Source organism: Ancylobacter polymorphus (genome assembly GCF_030813495.1).
Lineage (GTDB): Bacteria > Pseudomonadota > Alphaproteobacteria > Rhizobiales > Xanthobacteraceae > Ancylobacter > Ancylobacter polymorphus.
On the sequence record NZ_JAUSUI010000002.1, the window covers coordinates 1 to 18,706 of the forward strand.

The 18,706-nt window shown below is 67.7% G+C and carries 19 protein-coding genes and 2 tRNA genes; 11 read left to right on the forward strand and 10 right to left on the reverse strand.

Annotated features, from left to right (window positions below; translation table 11 throughout):
* From J2S75_RS04275 to J2S75_RS04295, 5 genes are all read right to left on the reverse strand, one after another.
* The coding region (locus tag J2S75_RS04275; protein ID WP_307018516.1) for a beta strand repeat-containing protein at positions 1–2,184 on the reverse strand (2,184 nt) is incomplete at its 3' end.
* The gene (locus J2S75_RS04280) at positions 2,132–3,127 is read right to left on the reverse strand and encodes a hypothetical protein (protein WP_307018519.1); all 996 of its coding nucleotides are present in this window, start codon (positions 3,125–3,127) and stop codon (positions 2,132–2,134) included. The genes J2S75_RS04275 and J2S75_RS04280, both read right to left, overlap by 53 nt.
* Before the next feature lie 404 nt (positions 3,128–3,531).
* A complete protein-coding gene (locus J2S75_RS04285; RefSeq protein WP_307018521.1) occupies positions 3,532–4,479 on the reverse strand; it encodes a helix-turn-helix transcriptional regulator in 948 nt (315 codons plus the stop codon).
* A complete protein-coding gene (locus J2S75_RS04290) occupies positions 4,373–4,969 on the reverse strand; it encodes a hypothetical protein (RefSeq protein WP_307018523.1) in 597 nt (198 codons plus the stop codon). The genes J2S75_RS04285 and J2S75_RS04290 overlap by 107 nt, the downstream gene beginning before the upstream one ends.
* 491 nt (positions 4,970–5,460) lie before the next feature.
* Entirely contained in the window at positions 5,461–5,895 is a 435-nt protein-coding gene (locus J2S75_RS04295) for an EamA family transporter (protein ID WP_307018525.1), read from the reverse strand.
* A gap of 378 nt (positions 5,896–6,273) precedes the next feature.
* On the opposite strand from J2S75_RS04295, the gene crcB reads away from it, so the two are divergent.
* The 5 genes from crcB (at position 6,274) to cysN (ending at position 12,592) form a co-directional block, all read left to right on the forward strand.
* Complete coding sequence (gene crcB, locus J2S75_RS04300; RefSeq protein WP_307018527.1) at positions 6,274–6,681, forward strand: fluoride efflux transporter CrcB; 408 nt, start codon at positions 6,274–6,276, stop codon at positions 6,679–6,681.
* The gene (locus J2S75_RS04305) at positions 6,678–7,493 is read left to right on the forward strand and encodes a universal stress protein (RefSeq protein ID WP_307018529.1); all 816 of its coding nucleotides are present in this window, start codon (positions 6,678–6,680) and stop codon (positions 7,491–7,493) included. The genes crcB and J2S75_RS04305 overlap by 4 nt, the downstream gene beginning before the upstream one ends.
* 378 nt (positions 7,494–7,871) lie before the next feature.
* Positions 7,872–9,416 (forward strand): methyltransferase regulatory domain-containing protein, encoded by a 1,545-nt coding sequence (locus tag J2S75_RS04310; protein WP_307018532.1) that lies wholly within the window; start codon positions 7,872–7,874, stop codon positions 9,414–9,416.
* Positions 9,417–9,788: 372 nt separating this feature from the next.
* Positions 9,789–10,697 carry a sulfate adenylyltransferase subunit CysD gene (gene cysD / locus J2S75_RS04315; protein WP_307018534.1) on the forward strand — a complete coding sequence of 303 codons (909 nt, stop codon included), beginning with the start codon at positions 9,789–9,791 and terminating at the stop codon, positions 10,695–10,697.
* Positions 10,697–12,592: a sulfate adenylyltransferase subunit CysN gene (cysN, locus tag J2S75_RS04320; protein ID WP_307018536.1), complete on the forward strand. Its 1,896-nt coding sequence runs from the start codon at positions 10,697–10,699 to the stop codon at positions 12,590–12,592. Before cysD ends, cysN begins: the two co-directional genes overlap by 1 nt.
* Before the next feature lie 72 nt (positions 12,593–12,664).
* Here the strand turns inward: cysN and J2S75_RS04325 are convergent.
* The 3 genes from J2S75_RS04325 to J2S75_RS04335 all read right to left on the reverse strand — a co-directional run bounded on the left by J2S75_RS04325 (position 12,665) and on the right by J2S75_RS04335 (position 13,705).
* A tRNA-Leu gene (locus J2S75_RS04325) sits at positions 12,665–12,751 on the reverse strand.
* A gap of 97 nt (positions 12,752–12,848) precedes the next feature.
* Complete coding sequence (locus tag J2S75_RS04330; protein ID WP_307018538.1) at positions 12,849–13,328, reverse strand: hypothetical protein; 480 nt, start codon at positions 13,326–13,328, stop codon at positions 12,849–12,851.
* 44 nt (positions 13,329–13,372) lie between these two features.
* Positions 13,373–13,705 carry a hypothetical protein gene (locus J2S75_RS04335; protein ID WP_307018540.1) on the reverse strand — a complete coding sequence of 111 codons (333 nt, stop codon included), beginning with the start codon at positions 13,703–13,705 and terminating at the stop codon, positions 13,373–13,375.
* A 182-nt stretch (positions 13,706–13,887) separates the two neighbouring features.
* On the opposite strand from J2S75_RS04335, the gene J2S75_RS04340 reads away from it, so the two are divergent.
* Positions 13,888–14,202 carry a hypothetical protein gene (locus J2S75_RS04340; protein ID WP_307018541.1) on the forward strand — a complete coding sequence of 105 codons (315 nt, stop codon included), beginning with the start codon at positions 13,888–13,890 and terminating at the stop codon, positions 14,200–14,202.
* Between the two features lie 59 nt (positions 14,203–14,261).
* Here J2S75_RS04340 and J2S75_RS04345 read toward each other — a convergent pair whose 3' ends face one another.
* The gene (locus tag J2S75_RS04345) at positions 14,262–14,768 is read right to left on the reverse strand and encodes a L,D-transpeptidase family protein (protein WP_307018543.1); all 507 of its coding nucleotides are present in this window, start codon (positions 14,766–14,768) and stop codon (positions 14,262–14,264) included.
* A gap of 273 nt (positions 14,769–15,041) precedes the next feature.
* Here J2S75_RS04345 and J2S75_RS04350 point away from each other — a divergent pair, with 273 nt between their 5' ends.
* Genes J2S75_RS04350 through arfB form a run of 3 tightly spaced genes read left to right on the forward strand, consistent with a single transcriptional unit; the run spans position 15,042 to position 16,684 of the window.
* A complete protein-coding gene (locus J2S75_RS04350; RefSeq protein WP_018388480.1) occupies positions 15,042–15,728 on the forward strand; it encodes a response regulator transcription factor in 687 nt (228 codons plus the stop codon).
* Positions 15,729–15,770: 42 nt separating this feature from the next.
* A complete protein-coding gene (locus J2S75_RS04355) occupies positions 15,771–16,256 on the forward strand; it encodes a Crp/Fnr family transcriptional regulator (protein ID WP_244449957.1) in 486 nt (161 codons plus the stop codon).
* A complete protein-coding gene (gene arfB, locus J2S75_RS04360) occupies positions 16,253–16,684 on the forward strand; it encodes an alternative ribosome rescue aminoacyl-tRNA hydrolase ArfB (RefSeq protein ID WP_307018545.1) in 432 nt (143 codons plus the stop codon). Before J2S75_RS04355 ends, arfB begins: the two co-directional genes overlap by 4 nt.
* Positions 16,685–16,698: 14 nt before the next feature.
* Here the strand turns inward: arfB and J2S75_RS04365 are convergent, their stop codons facing one another.
* Positions 16,699–16,929 carry a DUF1674 domain-containing protein gene (locus J2S75_RS04365; RefSeq protein ID WP_307019142.1) on the reverse strand — a complete coding sequence of 77 codons (231 nt, stop codon included), beginning with the start codon at positions 16,927–16,929 and terminating at the stop codon, positions 16,699–16,701.
* A 190-nt stretch (positions 16,930–17,119) separates the two neighbouring features.
* On the opposite strand from J2S75_RS04365, the gene htpX reads away from it, so the two are divergent.
* Positions 17,120–18,115, forward strand: coding sequence for a zinc metalloprotease HtpX (gene htpX, locus J2S75_RS04370; RefSeq protein ID WP_307018547.1), 996 nt, complete (start codon positions 17,120–17,122; stop codon positions 18,113–18,115).
* A gap of 153 nt (positions 18,116–18,268) precedes the next feature.
* Positions 18,269–18,344: transfer RNA gene (locus tag J2S75_RS04375), tRNA-Thr, on the forward strand.
* Positions 18,345–18,706 lie beyond the last annotated feature (362 nt).

Consider the following 18,706-nt stretch of genomic DNA (forward strand, 5'->3'; position numbering starts at 1 on the left):
CGCCTTCACCGGGCCGGGGCCATAGGCGAGCGGGGAGACGCCCGGCGCGGTCAGCGCCTGGCGCAGCCGCCCGCTCACCGCGTCGCGGACATAGATCGACTGCTGCTGCAGCACGCTGCTCACCGAGGCATAGGCCTCGCCGGAAAGCGCGTCGAAGGCCGCCGGCACGGCGTTCTCAGGCAGCATCAGCAGCGCATCATAGATCGCATTGCCATCGCCGAGCGCCTGCGCCGCCGTGGCGGTGCTGAGCTGGTTCGGCGTGCGGGCATAGGAGGCGAAGCTGGCGTCGTTTGACGTCAGCGTCAGATAGACATTGGTCGGGTCGTATTCGAGCGACGCGTCGAGGAAGGCGTAGTCGTCGGTCACGCTGCCGAAGGTGCCGGTGACGCTGGCCGCCGTGACGATGGTGTAGCGGATGCCGGAAGCATAGTCGCCGGGCGCCGTGACAACCTGCACCGTACCGCCGGAGATGGTTACCGCGCCGGTCGCCGTGAGGAGATCGTGCTCGCCCGTCGGCGTCACGTCCACGCGGTAGGTGGAGCCGGCCTTGAACGCCACGGTGCCATTCACCGCGATGGTTCCGGGCGATTTGCCCGGCGCGAGGATGCCGCCATTGTTCACGGCGAGATTCGCGACCGTGCCATTGCCGGAAAGTGTGCTCCCCGAATTAATGTCCAGGGAGCTGGCATTGGCGAACTCGTTCGCGATCAGATGCAGTTCGGCGCTCTGCACTTGCACGTCGCCGCTGATGACGCCGCTCCCCGCATAAGAATAGGTGCCATAGGCAAAGGCGATGAGCGAGCCGGCGGCGGCGGTGATGCTGTTCTGGATCGTGTAGGTGTCGTTGCGCCCAAAGCCAAAACTCCCGCCCGCATTCACGACAATGTCGCCGGCAACCGAGCCCGACGCCGCGTTGAGGCCAATCACCAGCGCGCCATTCACGGTCGTGGTGCCGAGATAGGTGTTGTCACCCGTCAGGATCAGCCCGTTGGGCAATGAGCCGGAAACCGTGAGCCCGCCGTTTCCACTGATGACGCCGGCAAAGGTGTTCACCTTGGCCGCAGTTAAGGACAGCGTCTGGCTTCCCAGCACCACGCGGGCCCCGCTGTCGGAACTCGACAGATCCTTGATCGTCGCGCCGCTCGTGGTGCCGGAAATGTCCAGCGTTCCCTTGCCGATCGTCACGCTGCTGGCGGTCGCGAGGCTTCCCGTGCCGCTCAGCGCCAGCGTGCCGGCGCTGATGGTGACGGCGCCGGTGTAGCTGCTATTGGCTTCCGTCAGCGTCAGCGTGCCGGTGCCGGCCTTGGTCAGAGCTCCGTCGCCGATGATTTCGCCTTCCATGGCCATCGTCTTGCCGTCGGCGACGGAGAGGGTGCCCCCCTTGGCGCCGAACGAAAAGTCGCGCCAGCTCGTGGCGTATTCCGTCACCGCCAGCGTGCCGCCGTTCAGTGTGACCGACGCCGAATCCTTGCCGAGACTGGAGTCTGTGCTGATGGAAAGCGTGCCCTCCTCAATCGTCCAGTTCAGCGTGCTGGCGGAAAAGTCCCCGGTCAGCGTCCAGGTCGAGGTGCCTGTCTTCGCCAGCGCATCGAAGCCCTTCGCATAACCGGCCAACGTCGTCGCGCCGATCGTCGTGTCATAGGTGCCGCCCAGCACCAGTTTGTCGGTGCTCAAGGCGGTATTTACGAAGTCAACGCCGCCAAGGAGGGTCGGCACGTTACCGCTGGAATCCGCCTGGAGCTCAAGCGTGTTCGCGTCGCCCCCGAAGACGATGGCACTCGCTCGGGTGGTGCCGTCGCCGCCGAGGCCGCCCTGCACGATGGCATCACCCTGCAGGACGACATGGGAGTCGTAGCCCACAATGCCGAAGCCACCTTCACCATTGGTGAACGGGGAACTGGCAGACGCCCCCGCACCGCCGGAAACGGTGACGCCCTTCGCCACAGTTACTGTGGACGCATAGGCGCGGATACCGATACCGCCGCTGCCGCCCTGGCCCCCGCTGGCATTGGATACCCCACCTCCCGCGCCGCCGGTGACATTGGCGTTGATGTTGAGCACGCTGACGCCCGCCGTGCCGGAGGAATTGCCGGCAAAGATGCCCATGCCGCCGTCGGCGCCCCTTACGAAGTTACCGTTCGCATTGGCTGAGCCGCCCGTGCCGCCGGTAAGGGCGGAATTCACATTGGCTGTCGTCACACCGGAGCTGGCAGATGTGGCGATGACGAGCGCCGTACCGCCGACCCCCCCCCAGGATTCCCGACGAATCGCTCTGGCCGCCATTTCCTGCCGTCACGTTGCCGTCAACCGTCAGGGTTACGGGAGCGAAAGAAGTGTTGGCGAAGACTAGGCCCGCGCCGCCCATCCCCGCTGCTGCGGTGTCATACGCGTCCGTACCAGCGCCAGCACCACCACCGGCACCACCGGTGGCAGAGGCCGAACCCGCGAAGGTCACATTGGCTTCCCCGTCGAGGACCTGAAGGACGAGGCCGGCGCCGCCCCCGCCGCCAAAGCCACCATTGGTGCCCGCCCCGCCGGCACCGCCTGCACCGCCCGCAAAGTCCGCTGCGATCGTTGTTTGCCCATCGCCAAACGAGACCATCGCGCCGAAGCCGCCACCGCCACCGCCACCACCGCCGCCGCCGCCGCCGCCGCCCGTCCCGCCCGCGCCGCCCGTAAAGCTGGCGGAAGCGTTATCGAGGCCGCTGGCATCGCCGACATAGCCATGCGCCGCGCCGCCGCCACCGCCACCGGCTGCAGCGCCATCCCCTCCGGCGCCGCCATTGGCGCCGGGTCCGGTTCCACCGACACCGCCAAACCCGCCGCCTTCATCGCCGCCGCCGGTGCCGCCCGTCCCGCCAGCGGAACCTGCGCCGCCGCCACCGCCGCCCTCCGTCCCCGTGAGCGTTCCATCCGAACCGGCGCCGCCCGCCGTCGTATACCCAGCCTTACCACCCGCGGTGCCTTCGCCCCCCTTGCCGCCATCGCCGCCGATGTTGAGGTCCAGCGCGCCGGCCGACGCGGTGAGCATCAGCAGCGCGGCAGAGGCAAGCAGCGAAGCACGCAGGCCGGATGCCGCCCGACCGGACGAACGGACGGGCGTGGTAACGAGAATCGACGGACGCATGGGCACCCCAGCCTCAAACTTACCGACGTAGCGCCGGTATTTTCGCACGATCCCACACCGGGACACCTGCCGACAACACCACGACCGCCGGTTCGGCGTCATCGCCGATTGTAAACAGACATGGCGTGGCATTTCCGCCACGTATCTGCAGCTTGCAGCCGGCAGAGAGCAGACCGTCTGCGGGCTTTTCCACCAGCAGAGCGGCGCTTCACCCCGTCCTGCCGCGCGGCAGGTGCCAGCCTTTCCCGCCAGACGCCGATTCGGCTCCAGCGCGCCCCGCCTCGGAGGCCTCTGGCTGATCCAGACCCCACCGCCCGGCGTAAAGCCTGCGATGTCCGACGCACGCACCCTGTCCCCCACGCAACGACCCGCCCTCATTGCGGGCTCGGCCGACATGACGCTGCTTACAGGTCGATGCCCATTTCCATCTCGCCCTCCGCCAGGTCCGGCACCCGAGCCGGCAGTGAGAGCGTGAGCGTGCCGCCGAGCATCCTCACCAGCCTGAGCAGCGTATCCGCCCGGCCTTTGCCCGCCTCCACGCTGATCAGGGTCGGCCGACTGATGCCGGAGGCCATGGCCAGCTGGGCCTGGGTCATGCCCCTCGCCTGCCGCAAGGCGCGCAGGGCGGCGCCGAGCTCGGCGGGGGATCGCGGTGTGTAGGCGAGCGCGTCAAGGTTCTTTGACATACGGCCAGAAATTGACCCCCGCGCAGGAAATGTCAGGGAATGTTGACATCGGGACGACATCGATGGGCCATCAGGCATTGAAGGGGGCCGTTGGTCCCGGTCGATGCCAGCCCTTGCTGCGGCGGCCTCCACTTCCAGCCGAAGACGCTCGAAGCCGAAGACCTGGCACAGGTGGAGAATAGCACGCTCGAAGAAGCCGAGGATCAGGGCGACAAGGTCGAGCGCGCCGCGCCCGGCCTTGATGGCAGCATGCTTGCCGGTCCTGAACTGCCATTTGCCGGCGTCGCCGAGTTTGACAGCCATGCCCGCCGCGCCGCGCCAGACGCCTCCGCTGTGCTCGGTGAAATTCAGCGATTGGAGAACCTCCCGCAGATCAAGCGGCCTTCGGCTCGCATCGATCTGCTTCAACCGCTCGATCGCGCGGCGGCCGGCGGCAAGCTCGGCGGCGCGGGCCTTCTCGGCCGCCTCTTCCTCGTCGCGCCGGCGGATCCGGATCCCGTGGCTCCGTTCCGCTTCAGTCGCCACCCTGATCCGCTCCTCCACCTCCCGCTCCCGCCGTTCAAGATCGCGCTGCCGGGCTGCTGTGCCGGCCTGCATCGCTTCCCATTGGCCCGCGATCACGACGTTCTGCTCGGCAGCCCATGCCTCCGGCGTGGTCGAGGTCATGGGAAGGAACACACGCGGAGGAGCCTCCACCACGGGCGGATCCGACAGCGGTACATGAGCGAGCGCGGCCTGCTTCGGTCTCGGCCAGCGCCGCCCGCGCGGCCGCTACCTTCGCCTGGGTATCGGCCAAAGCCACTTCAGCGGCCTCCAGATCGGCGCGCGCCGCCTCGGCGCGGCGGCGATAGATCTCGGCAGTCTTCCGCGCGGCGTCCGACTTGGCGGCATTGTCGGCCAGCCTTTCAGCCTTCAGTGTGGCTTCCCTCGCCAGGCGCTCATTCTTGGCCAGCCTGTCGCGGGAGTCCTCGATCCGCTGGTTCAGAGCTTCCAGCTCCACTGGCAGGTCCTGGTGAAGCTGGCGCACGGAGCGGTTCACCACCTCCGACGGCTTCGCCCCGGCGGCCAGGCGATCGGTTTTCCGATGCCCGCGCTCGATCCGGGGCTCGTGACGCTGCGCGACGGCGGCCGCGATGTCCTGAAGCTGGTTCAGCACGGCCTTGGTCGCGACCTTGGAAACCGGGCCGCCGGCCCGAGTGATCGCGGCGAGCTGGTAGTGGGCATGAATGGCGGATTCGTCGAGATGGACAACGAGGCCGGGTTGTCACCCGGCAGGGCCGAAGCGCAGCGAAGAACGGCGCAGCCATTGACCGCCACGAGCACGCGGGCATCAAGGGCAGAAGGCGATCGGCGCTATCAGCGCGGCGCAGCGGGGGTCCATCACCCGAGGCGGGGCAAGGCGGCCAATGCCGGCTCATTGCCGCTCCCGAAGGAATGAGCGGGGCGCCCAGCAGTTGCCTGTCCATGCAGCTCGGACATCGAGAGACGAGGCTGTGGCGGAGACGGTTCGACGGAATTTTTGACATCATCCGCCTACTCACCTGCCATGTGATTCATATGAGACAGGGATCGTGGCCGCTTGGCGGACTCACGTTCCCGGATGAAGCCTCCAAGGCGTGCGAGCTGTCGCCACCCGGATGGGCTGGCCTACCGCGAGGCCACGAGAACCGCGCCGACGGCGATGAGGGCGACGCCGCACCAATTGGCGAGGGAGAGGCGCTCTCCCAGGAACACGGTCGCAAAGAGCGCGACCATGACAACGCTCAGCTTGTCGACCGGCGCGACGCGGGCCGCGTCTCCCAGCTTAAGCGCCCGGAAATAGCACAGCCACGAGGCGCCGGTGGCGATTCCCGAAAGCACCAGAAAGACATAGCTGCGCCCCGACACCGCGCTGGGGGATTGCCATTGCCCGGTGGCGAGGAGCAGGGCCGCGACCATGCACAGGATGACGAGGGTGCGCACGAAGGTCGCGAAATCGGAGCCGACATTCTCCACGCCGACCTTGGCGAAGATCGCCGTAAGGGCGGCAAAGGCCGCTGACAGCACGGCCCATGCCGGCCAGGCGAGGAAGAGGTTCTTCATCAACGACACTCCGCCATCCGTCGGTGCTCGCGCAGGGAGACGATCCGCCACCCCACCTCTTCGGCAGGCTTGGCATCCGCGCCGGCAAGGGCCGCGTCCCAATGCGCGAGATGCTTGAGACGATGATCTTGCGCTCCGGCCGCGTGCCATGGGTGCGGCAGAAGGCTCGGGCTGCGCACGTACCGGCTGCAGTTCCGCGCTGTCAACACGTTGCCGGAAGAGCGTTTCCGGCTGTCCTTCGTCCCTAGGGATAGGCACGGCATATGATGGTTCAGCGCGCCGAGCCCAATGGAGAATGTGCGTACCGATGGCCGCGTGGGAGCCTCACCGCATCGACCACGCCGGGCTTGTGCGTGGCGACAACCGAGAGGTGGGGCCATGCTGTCATACGGGTATGTCGCGCTGGGAGGTGCCATCGGCTCCATGCTGCGCTTCGGGATCAACCGCTGGCTCACGCTGTTTCTGGGCGACGCGCTGCCCTGGGGCACCATCCTCATCAATATTGGCGGGTCGTTCATCATCGGCCTGTTCGCGGCGCTCTTCGAGGGCGCCGCCGGAACCTCGACGCCGCTTGAGCTCCGTCAGTTCGTGCTGGTCGGCCTGTGCGGCGGTTTCACCACCTTCTCATCCTTCAGCCTGCAGACGCTGACGCTGCTGAATGCGGGGGAACCCGGCCGGGCGCTGATCAACATTGCGCTGTCATTGGCGCTCTGCCTGACCGCTGTCGCTCTGGGCTATATGCTGCCCGGCACCATCACCACCCTGTCGAGGAGCGTCGGGGCATGAAAATACTGGCGGTCCTGACGAGCGCGGCGAGCGTGCCCGCGACCCTCGACGCCGCCGCACTGGCGGCAGCGGCCCTTGCCGACGCCTCGATCGAGGCGCTGGAGGTCGTGGTCGAGCCCGGACATATGATGGCCTCCAGCGAAGAGGTCAGCATCCAGCAATTGCGGGAGTTGAAGGAGGGGACGCCACAGGCGCGTGCCCGTGCGGTGCGCACCGCCTTTGACGCCTGGACGGCCGGACGTGATCCGCAGGCCACTTCGGTCTTCTGGCGCTCGGTCACCGGCGCGGAAACCGACGGCGTGGTCCGCGAAGCCGGGCCGGACGTGGCGCTGCTGGTGGTGTCGCACGATGCCAATATGGATGCCTCGGACGCGCTTCATGCGGCGATATTCTCGACCGGCAAGCCGGTCATGCTCGTACCGCCAACCTGGCGCGCCAAGGGGCGCGCGCGCTTCGCACATATCGCCGTCGGGCTTATCGATGACGACACGATGCGCCACGCCATCCTCGCGGCGGAACCCTGGCTGGGCGCGGCGACGCGGATATCCGCCATCAGCATCGAGGGTTCGCGCCATGTGAGTGCCGATCCCGCCGCGATGTGGCCCGTTTCGACGATCACCCCTCACTTCCTTCTGGTGCCGCCAACGGACGCGCCGACAGCGACGCGGCTTGTGCAGGAGGCCGACCGCCTCAACGCCGACCTTCTGGTGGCCGGCGCCTATGGGCACATGGAACTGATGGAATGGCTGTTCGGCGGAGTGACGCGGGAACTGTTGCAGGTCGCGGATCTGCCCGTTCTGTTCGCGCATTGAACACGGAAGGTCGCGGCGACGATCCATGACCTTCCCTGTCGGCTCGTTGTCACCTACCTGACCTTCGACTGCCATTCGGACACTGGGTTCGAACGCACATGGTCCACCGTGCGCTTCGCGCCGGTTCAGATCGGACATCCCGCGGCGAAGACGTCACCGGCCTCGAACGCGGCGCGGAAGTCGACGCGCGGGGCGCGCCGCGTCACCGCTTGTCGCCGACACGGCCTTCTGCTTTGGCCGGTGGTCGGGCGACAGGGCCGCCGCAGCGTCACGGCGGTTGCCGCCGGCATCAGCGAAATACCGCTTCGCCGCCGCTTGATCCCTCCCGATTTGCCCGCCTATGTAGCCGGCAAGCACATGCGGGCTTTGGGGGTTATCATGTCGGCGAGTTGGATGGACGGCTATGTCAGCGATGTAACCTACACATTGGGGTTTTATCGCGAACTTTCTCCGGCCTTTCTCACCTATGTCTGCGAATCCAACGGCGTGAAGGGCCCGCCGGCGGGGCGGCGGCTGCGCTATTGCGAACTGGGCTGCGGGCGCGGCTATGGCACCGCTCTGCTCGCCGCCGCCAATCCCGACATGGATTTCGTCGGCATCGATTTCAACCCGACCCATATCGCCGAGGCGCAGACCTTCGCCGACAAGGTTGGCCTCGCCAATCTCACCTTCCTGGAAACGAGCTTCGGCGATGCCGTGGCGTCCAGCGACCCGGTGCTGGACGATTTCGACTTCGTCACCCTGCACGGCGTCTTCACCTGGGTCAGCGCGGAAGCGCGGCGCGAGATCGTTGACTTCCTGCGCACGCGGCTGCGGCCCGGCGGCATCGCCTATGTCAGCTATAACACCTTTCCCGGCTGGGCCGCCATCACGCCGCTGCAGCATATGATCCGCGAGGTGGCCGCCCGCTCCACCGGTGACAGCCTTGCCCGCCTCGGGCGCGCACGCGACATGATCGCCCAGCTGGCGCGGGCCGGCTGCGCCTATATCGCGCAGAATCCGTCGGTGCGGAGCCGGGTCGAACATATCTCCAAGCAGGACGTGCACTATCTCGCCCATGAATTCCTCAACGAGCACTGGTCGCCGATCTATGTGACGCAGGCCTTCGAGCAGTTCCGCGAGGCAAAGCTCACCTTTATCGGCTCGGCCTCGATCGCGGAGAACCGGCTCTCCTTCGCCGTGCCGAAGGACATGCACGCGCTGGTGACCTCCGCGACCGACCTTGCCATGCGCGAGCAGGTGAAGGACTTCGCGGTCAACAAGCAGTTCCGTCGCGACGTCTATGTGAAGGGGCCGATCGCGCTGACCACGGCCGAGCAGCGGCAGGCCTTCGAGCGCGCGCGCTTCGCCCTCATCTCGATGGGGGCCGGGGGGAAGGAGAGCTGGAAGGTTCCCTCCGGCGACGCACGGCCCAAGGCGGGGCTGGTGGCCACCCTGGCGGCGCGCCTTGGCGAGGGTTCCGCGACGGGAGCGGAGCTTCTCGAACGGGCACGTGCCGAGGGCTTCAGCGACAAGGATGTCGAGGTCGTGCTCGAACTCCTCGTGCACAACGCCGCCGTGCTTCCCTGCCGTCCCGATGGCGGGAAAGGAGACCAGAGCGCGGCGCGCCGGTTCAATGCGGCGATCTGCGCGATGGCGTCCACCGCCGACACCCACCGCTTCCTCGCGGCGCCGGTCGCGGGCTCGGCGATCGCCGCTGGGCAGTTCGACCGTCTTGCGCTCCCAGCGCTTCTCGCTGAGCCGGATGCACAAGCAACGGAGGTCGCGGCGCGCGTGATACGCGACATCGAAGCGTCGGGACAGAAGATGCGGCGGGGCGACCGCACGCTCGGCGCGGCGGACGCCGCTGAGCTGGCCGAGCCGGTCGAAAAGCTGCGCAAGGGCCTGTTGCCGCTCTGGCGCCATCTCGGCATCGCGGTCTGAGCACCCCACCGGCGCGGCGGGCCGCCGAAGAGGCGGCATGCGTCGACGCGTCCGGAGTCACGTCGGGAGCGGGGCTTTGAGCGGCGTCACGGCCGGAACGCTGCGCGCCCCTTAATCACGACTCATTTCCGTATATTAATCAGAAACACCAAATACACGCTGTGAGATATTGACCGACCTCTCGGCCGTCTCTAAGAACGCCAGACGTGAGGTTGGTCCCGGCGCCGGTCCGACAGCGGTTCTGTCCGCGGGCGAAGGCGATCCGGCCACGCTCCCCGGTCGCGGTCGAGCACGTTCGCCCGTGGCCGTGGCGCGGACATCCGCACTCGCGCGCCGACAGGCGGCGGCGATCAGGAGAGAGAGGCGGGTTCGATGTCGTCGGAACGGATGACGCACCTCAGGCGTCTGGAAGCGGAATCGATCTTCATCATGCGGGAGGTGGCGGCCGAGTTCGCCAACCCCGTGATGCTCTATTCCATCGGCAAGGATTCGGCCGTGATGCTGCATCTCGCGGCCAAGGCGTTCTATCCCTCGCCCCCGCCTTTTCCGCTGATGCATATCGACACGACGTGGAAGTTCCGCGAGATGATCGCCTTCCGCGACGCCATGGCCAAGCGCCTCGGCTTCAAGCTGCTGGTCCATACCAACCAGGACGGGGTGGCGCGCGGCATCAACCCCTTCGACCACGGTTCCTCGCTCTACACCCATGTGATGAAGACCGAGGCGCTGAAGGAGGCGCTGACGCTGCACGGCTTCGATGCCGCCTTTGGCGGCGCGCGCCGCGACGAGGAGAAGAGCCGGGCCAAAGAGCGGGTGTTCTCCTTCCGCACCGCCAGCCATGGCTGGGATCCCAAGAGCCAGCGGCCGGAATTGTGGAACCTCTACAATGCCCGCGTGCGGCCGGGGGAATCGATCCGCGTCTTCCCGCTGTCCAACTGGACCGAGCTCGACATCTGGCAGTACATCCTCGCCGAGAATATCCCCATCGTTCCGCTCTATTTCGCCGCCGAACGGCCGGTGGTGGAACGCGGCGGCCAGCTCATCATGGTCGATGACGCGCGCCTGCCGCTGGCGCCGGGCGAGGTGCCGCAGATGAAGCGCGTGCGCTTCCGCACGCTCGGCTGCTACCCGCTCACCGCCGCCATCGAGAGCGATGCCGACACGCTGGAAGCCATTGTCGGCGAGATGCTGCTCGCCCGCACCTCCGAGCGCGCCGGCCGGCTGATCGACCATGACGAGGCCGCCTCGATGGAGAAGAAGAAGCGCGAGGGCTATTTCTGATGAATGAGGCGATCACCTCCCTCGGCGCCGCCGATTATCTCGCCCGCCATGAGGACAAGGGCCTGCTGCGCTTCCTCACCTGCGGCAGCGTGGATGACGGCAAGTCCACCCTCATCGGCCGGCTGCTCTACGACACCAAGCTGCTGTTCGAAGACCAGCTGGCGACGCTCGCCTCGGATTCGCGCAAGCACGGCACCGCCGGCGAGGACCTCGATTTCGCGCTGCTGGTCGACGGGCTGGCGGCCGAGCGCGAACAGGGCATCACCATCGATGTCGCCTATCGCTTCTTCGTCACCGAGAAGCGCAAATTCATCGTCGCCGACACGCCGGGCCATGAGCAGTACACCCGCAACATGGCGACCGGCGCCTCCAATTCCGACGTGGCGGTCATCCTCGTCGATGCGCGCAAGGGCATCCTCACCCAGACGCGGCGGCATTCCTTCATCGTCGCGCTGCTGGGGCTGAAGGATGTGGTTCTGGCGGTCAACAAGATCGACCTGATGGACTATTCGCAGGCGGTCTTCGACCAGATCGTCGCGGAGTACCGCGCCTTCGCGGCGCAGTTCGGCTTCCGCACGCTGGTGCCGATCCCGATCTCGGCCCGCCATGGCGACAATGTCATCGCCCGCAGCGCCAACACGCCCTGGTATGAGGGCCCCTCGCTGCTCGACCATCTCGACACGCTGGAGGTGGAGGACGGCGCCCATACGCGGCCGTTCCGCCTGCCGGTGCAGTGGGTGAACCGGCCGAACCTGAATTTCCGCGGCTTTTCCGGCACCATCGCCTCCGGCACGGTGCGGGTGGGCGAGGCGGTGGTGGTCGCCGGCTCGGGCGCGACCTCGCGCGTCGCCGCCATCGTCACCGCCGACGGGGAACTGCCCGAAGCCGGCGCCGGCCAGGCGGTGACGCTGACGCTGGAAGACGAGATCGACGCCTCGCGCGGCGACGTGATCGCGGCGGCGACGGCCCGGCCGGAGGTTTCCGACCAGTTCGCCGCCCATCTGATCTGGATGCATGAGGACCCGCTGCTGCCCGGCCGCCCCTATGTCATGAAGATCGGCACGCGGACCGTCGTCATGTCGGTGACCGAGATCAAGCACCGCATCGACGTCAACAGCTTCCAGAAGCTGGCCGCCAAGACGCTGGCGCTGAACGATGTCGCGGTGGTCAACATCGCCACCCATGAGCCCATCGCGCTCGACCCCTTCGCCGAGATTCCGCAGACCGGCGCCTTCATCGTCATCGACCGCATGACCAACCAGACGGTCGGTGCCGGCATGGTCGATTTCGGCCTGCGGCGGGCGACCAATGTGCACTGGCAGGCGCTCGACGTGTCCAAGGCCAGCCGTTCGCAGCTGAAGCTGCAGAAGCCGGCGGTGCTGTGGTTCACCGGCCTGTCCGGCGCCGGCAAGTCGACCATCGCCAATCTGGTCGAGAAGCGCCTCAATGCGCTCGGCAAGCACACCTATCTGCTCGACGGCGACAATGTCCGCCATGGGCTGAACAAGGACCTCGGCTTCACCGATGCCGACCGGGTGGAGAACATCCGCCGGGTGGCGGAAGTGGCGCGGCTGATGGTGGACGCCGGTCTGATCGTGCTCGTCTCCTTCATCTCGCCCTTCCGCGCCGAGCGGCAGATGGCGCGCGAACTGCTGGACGCCGGCGAATTCGTCGAGATCTTCGTCGACACGCCGCTGGACGTGGCCGAGGCGCGCGATGTGAAGGGGCTGTACAAGCGGGCGCGGGCCGGACAGATCCGGAACTTCACCGGCATCGACAGCCCCTATGAGCCACCGCTCGCCGCCGAGCTCACCATCGAGAGCGGGGCACTGGCCGCCGAGGCCGCCGCCGAGCGCATCTTCGCCTATCTGCTGGAGCGGGGTTATCTCAGCTGATCCCGGCGCGGCGCCGTCATCGCCCCACGGGGGCGGGACGGCGGGGGCCGGGAGTGATGTTGCTGAGAGAACTGGTGCGGGCGGTCGGACTCGAACCGACACTCTGTCACCAGAAACGGATTTTGAGTCCGCCGCGTCTACCGATTCCGCCACGCCCGCGCGGAGCGCTGTCTATAACGAAACGACGCACGCCGCCAAGAGAAAAGCCGGCTGCGGTCAACAGCCGGCTCTCATGGCCTCGCAGGATCGGCGCGTATTACTTGGCGGGGGCGCAGGTGCCGAAGGAGGTGAGCACCTTGCCGCCGGCGAGCGTGGTCAGGGTCGCCTCGGGCGTGTCGAGCGACAGCTGGATCGCCCAGGCCGCCATATTGTCATTGCCGTCGAGAATCAGCGTGTCGCCATCGCCGATGACGCTCTGGATCGAGCTGATATGCGGCACCTTGTCGTCCGACACGCTGGCGATGATCTGCTCGCCGAAATGGATGAGGAAATGCGCCGGCAGATCGATCGTGCCCAGCTCCGGCGAGGGAGTGCAGCCGGTCGCGGTGCAGACGAACACCTTCTCGAACGTGCAGGCGACCGGCGCCGGGAGCGCATCCCCTGCCGGGGCCGGCGGCGGCACGGCGGCGGAGGGCCCGGTGGAGGCGCCGGAGGAATCCAGCGCCTGCGTCTCCTGCGCCTGCGCGGCGGCGAGACCAAGGAGCAGGCAGAGCGCGGTAGCGGCCGTCTTCAGCATGGGAGTGCCCTGATGCGTGACCGGAAGGAGCGGAGCGAAGCGTCTCAGTAGACCGGCGTGCGGCACGGCGGGTAGGGCGGCGCGCCGCAATAGCCCGGGCCATAGACCGGACGCGGGGGCGGGGGCGGATAATAGGCCGGCGGGGGCGGCGGCGGCGGCGCGTAATAATAGGTCTTGGGCTGGTTCACCGCGGCGGTGACAGCCGAGCCGACCAGCGCGCCGGCGACAAGACCGCCGATCAGCGCACCGGTCGAATTGCCGGCATGGGCGGGCGGGCTCACCGCCAGCAGCGGCAGGGCAACGGCAAGCGCCAGTGCCGCCCGCATCATCCACCCCAGGAATTTGCACCCCAGGAATTTGGTGCCGAAGACGTTCATGTCCGACCTCGCGATTCGCTGGCCCGACTATCGCCCGCGGCCCGGCCGGCGGCAAGGGCGCACCGTTGCGCGACGATGAGGCCCATCCTGCCCCGCCATGCCGGCCGCGACCGGCGAACCATTCTCCGCGTCCCGCGTTGTCGGGCGTCGGCAGCCCTAGGGCAGGAAGAGTGGAGAAAGACATGGACAGACGAGGTTTTTTGCTCGGCCTGGCCGGCGTGCTCGGTGCGGGCAGCGCCGCCGGCGCGCTGTTGACATCGTCGGCCGAGGCGGCGGTGCTGAACCAGTTGCGGGACATTGCCCCCGAAGCGGAAGAGGGGCTGGAGGCGGTCGCGCACGCCCCTGACGGCACGCCGATCGAGGCGACGCAATGGGGCCCGCCCGGCCCACCGCCTCCCGGCTGGCGCCGCCGCCGTCGCCGCCGCCGGCGGGTGTGCGCGGTGCGTCGCGACCGCTGGGGCCGCCCGGTTCGCCGCTGCTGGTATGTCTATCGCTAGCGTCTAGCCGCATCTGACGATCGAGGCCGCGAGGGGATTGTCCGTCGCGGCCTTTGTCGTCAGACGATCTCGATCGCCGTACGCGGCCCGAGCCGGGCGAGCAGGCGGCGCAGATCGCTCGGGCGAAAGGCGACGCAGCCCGCCGTGGGCTGGAAGGCGCCGCGCGCAATGTGGAGAAACACCGCCGAGCCGCGATGGGCGCGGCGGGGGCGGCTGTTATGGTCGAGCACGACCACGAGATCATACAGCCCGTCCGCCCGCCACATCTCCTCATGCGAGGCGGGAAAAGGCCGCGTGACCGGCCGGTTGTAGCGGCCATGGCGCGGCGCGTCGCACCAGCCATCGTCGGGCTTGATGCGAAACACCGGCAGACGGGTCACCGGGCGGGGACCATGATCGGCGCGGTAGCGCACTTCGCGCGCGTGCCAGACGCCCTTTGGCGTCGCGCCGTCACCCTCGCGCTTGTCGGCGCGGATTCCCGACCGGCCGAGCGCGACGGGAATGGGCCGGCCCTCGACAATGAGCCAGCCCCTCTGGCGCCCCTGGAGCGGACCGCCGGGTCGCATGGCGACGCGCAGGCGGGAAAGGCTGTGGGATTTTCGGTGTGATTCTGTGCGAAGGGTCTTCTTCTTCACGCCATTTCCGTTCACGATCACGTCACGAACCGGCAGCACCTTCGTCCCACGAGTCCTCGACGCTTGCCGAATGCGCTTCGCCTGCCTACTCGGGGCATACGGCATTTCACTCCAACCTCGCGTGAGAGTGGACGCACGAGGCACCTGGGACAAGGGCTTCGACCAGCGGCCTCTCTCGGGAACGCGGATATTCGGGAAAGCGATATGGCGAACGCTCTGCGAGTTTTGGTGGTCGACGACGACAAGGATCTGCGCGAGGCGCTGGTCGAACAACTCTCGCTCTATGACGAATTCGAGGTGGTCTCCGTCGACAGCGCCACGGCCGCGATCAGCGAAGTCGAATCGACGCGGGTGGATCTGGTGCTGATGGATGTCGGCCTGCCGGACAAGGACGGGCGCGAGGCGGTGCGGGTGATGCGCCAGAACGGCTTCAAGGCGCCCGTCATCATGCTCACCGGCCACGACACCGACAGCGACACCATCATGGGGCTTGAGGCCGGCGCCAATGACTATGTCGCCAAGCCGTTCCGATTCGCCGTTCTGCTCGCCCGCATCCGCGCGCAGATGCGCTCGCATGAGGCGAGCGAGGACGCGGTCTTCACCATCGGGCCCTACACGTTCCGCCCCGGCGCCAAGATGCTGGTGACCGAGCGCAATTCCAAGATCCGTCTCACCGAGAAGGAGACGGCCATTCTGCGCTATCTCTACCGGGCTGGAAAAAAGCCGGTGGCACGCGAAATACTTCTGCAGGAAGTGTGGGGCTATAATTCAGGCGTGACGACCCATACGCTTGAGACGCATATATATCGCCTGCGCCAGAAGATCGAGAAAGACCCCTCCCACCCCAGCCTGCTTGCCACCGAGGCCGGCGGGTACAAATTGCTGCCCTGACTGGCCGATTGATTCGTCCGGCCTTGGAGTTTCGCCCGCCGAATGTCCATCGAGGACGACATCGCCTTTCTGGAACGTGTGCCGACGCTCGCATTGATGGGGCGGGAGGCGCTGCGCGTCATCGCGATCAGCGTGGACCATTTCACGCTGGCGCGCGGGCAGGCGCTGTTTCACGAGGGTGAGCCGGCCGATTGCGCCTATGTGGTGCAGCAGGGCAGCCTGCGGGTGGCGCCGGAGGACCCGCAGCTGGCGATGCGTCCGGGCCAGAGCATCCGCGCCGGCGAAGGCGCGCTGATCGGCGAGATGGCGCTGCTTACCGAGACGCGCCGCCCCGCCACAGCCACCGCGCTGGAACCGGCGGAGGTGCTGCGCATTCCCCGCAACATGTTCCTGCGCACGCTGGAAAGCTATCCCGACGCCGCGCGCGAACTCACCCGCCGGCTGAGCGAGCGCGTTTCCGCCACCCTTGCCGATTTGGAGCGGGTGCGGGAGCGGCTGGAGGCGATCGAGGACGTGCGGCGGCCATGATTCCGGTCGCCCCCCGGGTCTGGCTCGACGAGGACGAGATCGAGGAAACCTTCATCCGCGCCTCCGGGCCGGGCGGGCAGAACGTCAACAAGGTCTCCAGCGCGGTGCAGCTGCGCTTCGACGTGCGCGGCTCCAAGACCTTGCCAGATCACGTGAAAGAGCGGCTGGAGCGGCTCGCCGGGCGGCGCCTCACCAAGGAGGGCGTGCTGGTTCTGGTGGCGCAGCGCTACCGCACGCAGGAGCAGAATCGGGCGGATGCGCTGGCCCGGCTGGTGGAACTGGTGCGCGAGGCGGCGGTGGTGCCGATCACCCGCCGGCCGACACGCCCCACGCTCGGTTCGAAGATCCGCCGGCTGGAGGGCAAGGCGAAGCGCTCCGGCATCAAGTCCCTGCGCCGCGAGCGGCCTTCGGGCGGCAGCGAGGACTGAACCCAGCTAAGCCCCTAGAAATCCGTGGCGATTCCCTTCACTTCCCAATCGCCGTAGCGCACCGGCTCCGGGCCGTCGCGGCCGTCGATTTCCCTTGGTCCGGCCACCGGCGCAGCGGCGGCGCGGCGGGCTTCGGCCTCGGCCAGCGCCCGCTCGGCGGCGGGGGAGAGCGGGCGGCGCGGGGCCGGCGCCGCGCTCTCCTCTGGCTGACCGGTGAGTGCGGTGAGGTGGAGTGTGGGACCGATTGGTGCGGTGGGATCGCTCTGGCTCATCCGCCATTGGAACCACCCGACGCGCGCCGGCGTCAAGACGGTGTCGCTCGCGGTGTCGCTCACGAGCGCGCGACGGCCGGCGCCCCCCGCCAATCTTGCGCGCGCGGCGGGCGGCTCCCATTTCCTCACCGACATGCCGCAACCTGCGGCGCATGAGGGAACGATGAATTATTTCCGTACGGCCATCCTGCTCGCGGGCATGACCGCGCTGTTCATGGGCGTCGGCTTCATGATCGGCGGCCAGGGCGGCATGATGATCGCGCTGCTGGTCGCCGCCGGCATGAATGTGTTCAGCTACTGGAATTCCGACCGCATGGTGCTGTCCATGTATGGCGCGCGCGAGGTCGACCGGGCCAGCGCGCCGGAATTCTACGGCATGGTGGAGGAGCTGGCGGCGCGGGCGCAGCTGCCGATGCCGCGCGTCTACCTCATGGACAATCCCCAGCCCAACGCCTTCGCCACCGGCCGCAACCCGCAAAACGCGGCGGTGGCCGCCACGACAGGCCTGCTCCATTCGCTCTCGCGCGAGGAGGTGGCGGGCGTGATGGCGCATGAGCTGGCGCATGTGAAGAATTACGACACGCTGACCATGACCATCACCGCCACGCTGGCGGGCGCCATTTCCATGCTGGCGAATTTCGCCATGTTCTTCGGCGGCAACCGCAACAACAATAACGGCTTCGGTATCATCGGCACCATTGCCATGGTCATCCTCGCCCCGCTCGCCGCCATGGTGGTGCAGATGGCGGTGTCGCGCTCGCGCGAATATGAGGCGGACAAGCTCGGGGCTGAGATCTGCGGCCAGCCCCTGTGGCTCGCCTCGGCGCTGGCGAAGATTTCCAACGCCGCGCATGCGGTGCCGAACATGCCCGCCGAACACAACCCGGCCACCGCGCATATGTTCATCATCAACCCGCTGTCGGGCGAGCGGATGGACAATCTGTTCTCCACCCACCCCGCCACGGAAAACCGCATCGCCGCGCTGCAGGCGCTGGCGCAGCAGATGGGTGGCGGCGGCCATGGCTATGCCAACGCCGCCGCTTCGGCCCCGCAGGGCGGGCCGTGGGCGCGCGGCGGCACCCCGCGACCGGCCAGCCGGCCGGCGGGCAATCCCTGGGGCCGGCGAGGCGGCGACGAGCGACGCGGACCCTGGGGCTGAGCGCGGGGGGCGCTTTTGGGCGCCCCGTAGCGCAGGCCGGGCGCCGGCGGCCCCTGATTTCCGGCCCTGCGCGTCGATCGCGCGCGCATCACGTCCGCATTGCCGCCGTGACGCTTGAAAAAGCCGCGCTTCGCCGCTATCAGAGCCGCGCGTGCCGCTTTAGCTCAGTTGGTAGAGCATCGCATTCGTAATGCGGAGGTCGTCAGTTCGAGTCTGACAAGCGGCACCATTCCTCAAGCCCGGCATCCCAACGCCCGGCCGCGCCCCCTCCCCCTTTGCGTCGTTCGATTCGCGATCCCGCGCGCCCTCATTGCCGGACGTGAGCCGCGATGCCGTGTTTCCGCCGGTGCGCGGGAAAAGTCTGGGTGGCCGGGTCAAGCCCGGCCATGAGGGGGCGGTAGGTTGAGAGGTAGCCGGGCCGCCGGAGGCCGGAGGCGGCACCTTTCGTACCTCGTTCATCCAATTATGTCGGATGATTTGTGCGATATAATGCGCTGGATCGAACGATCATCTCCTGCGACGAAGATGGTGCCGCAAGGGGAGACGCATCATGGCCGCACATGTCGAAAGGGCCGAGGACATCCGCACCGC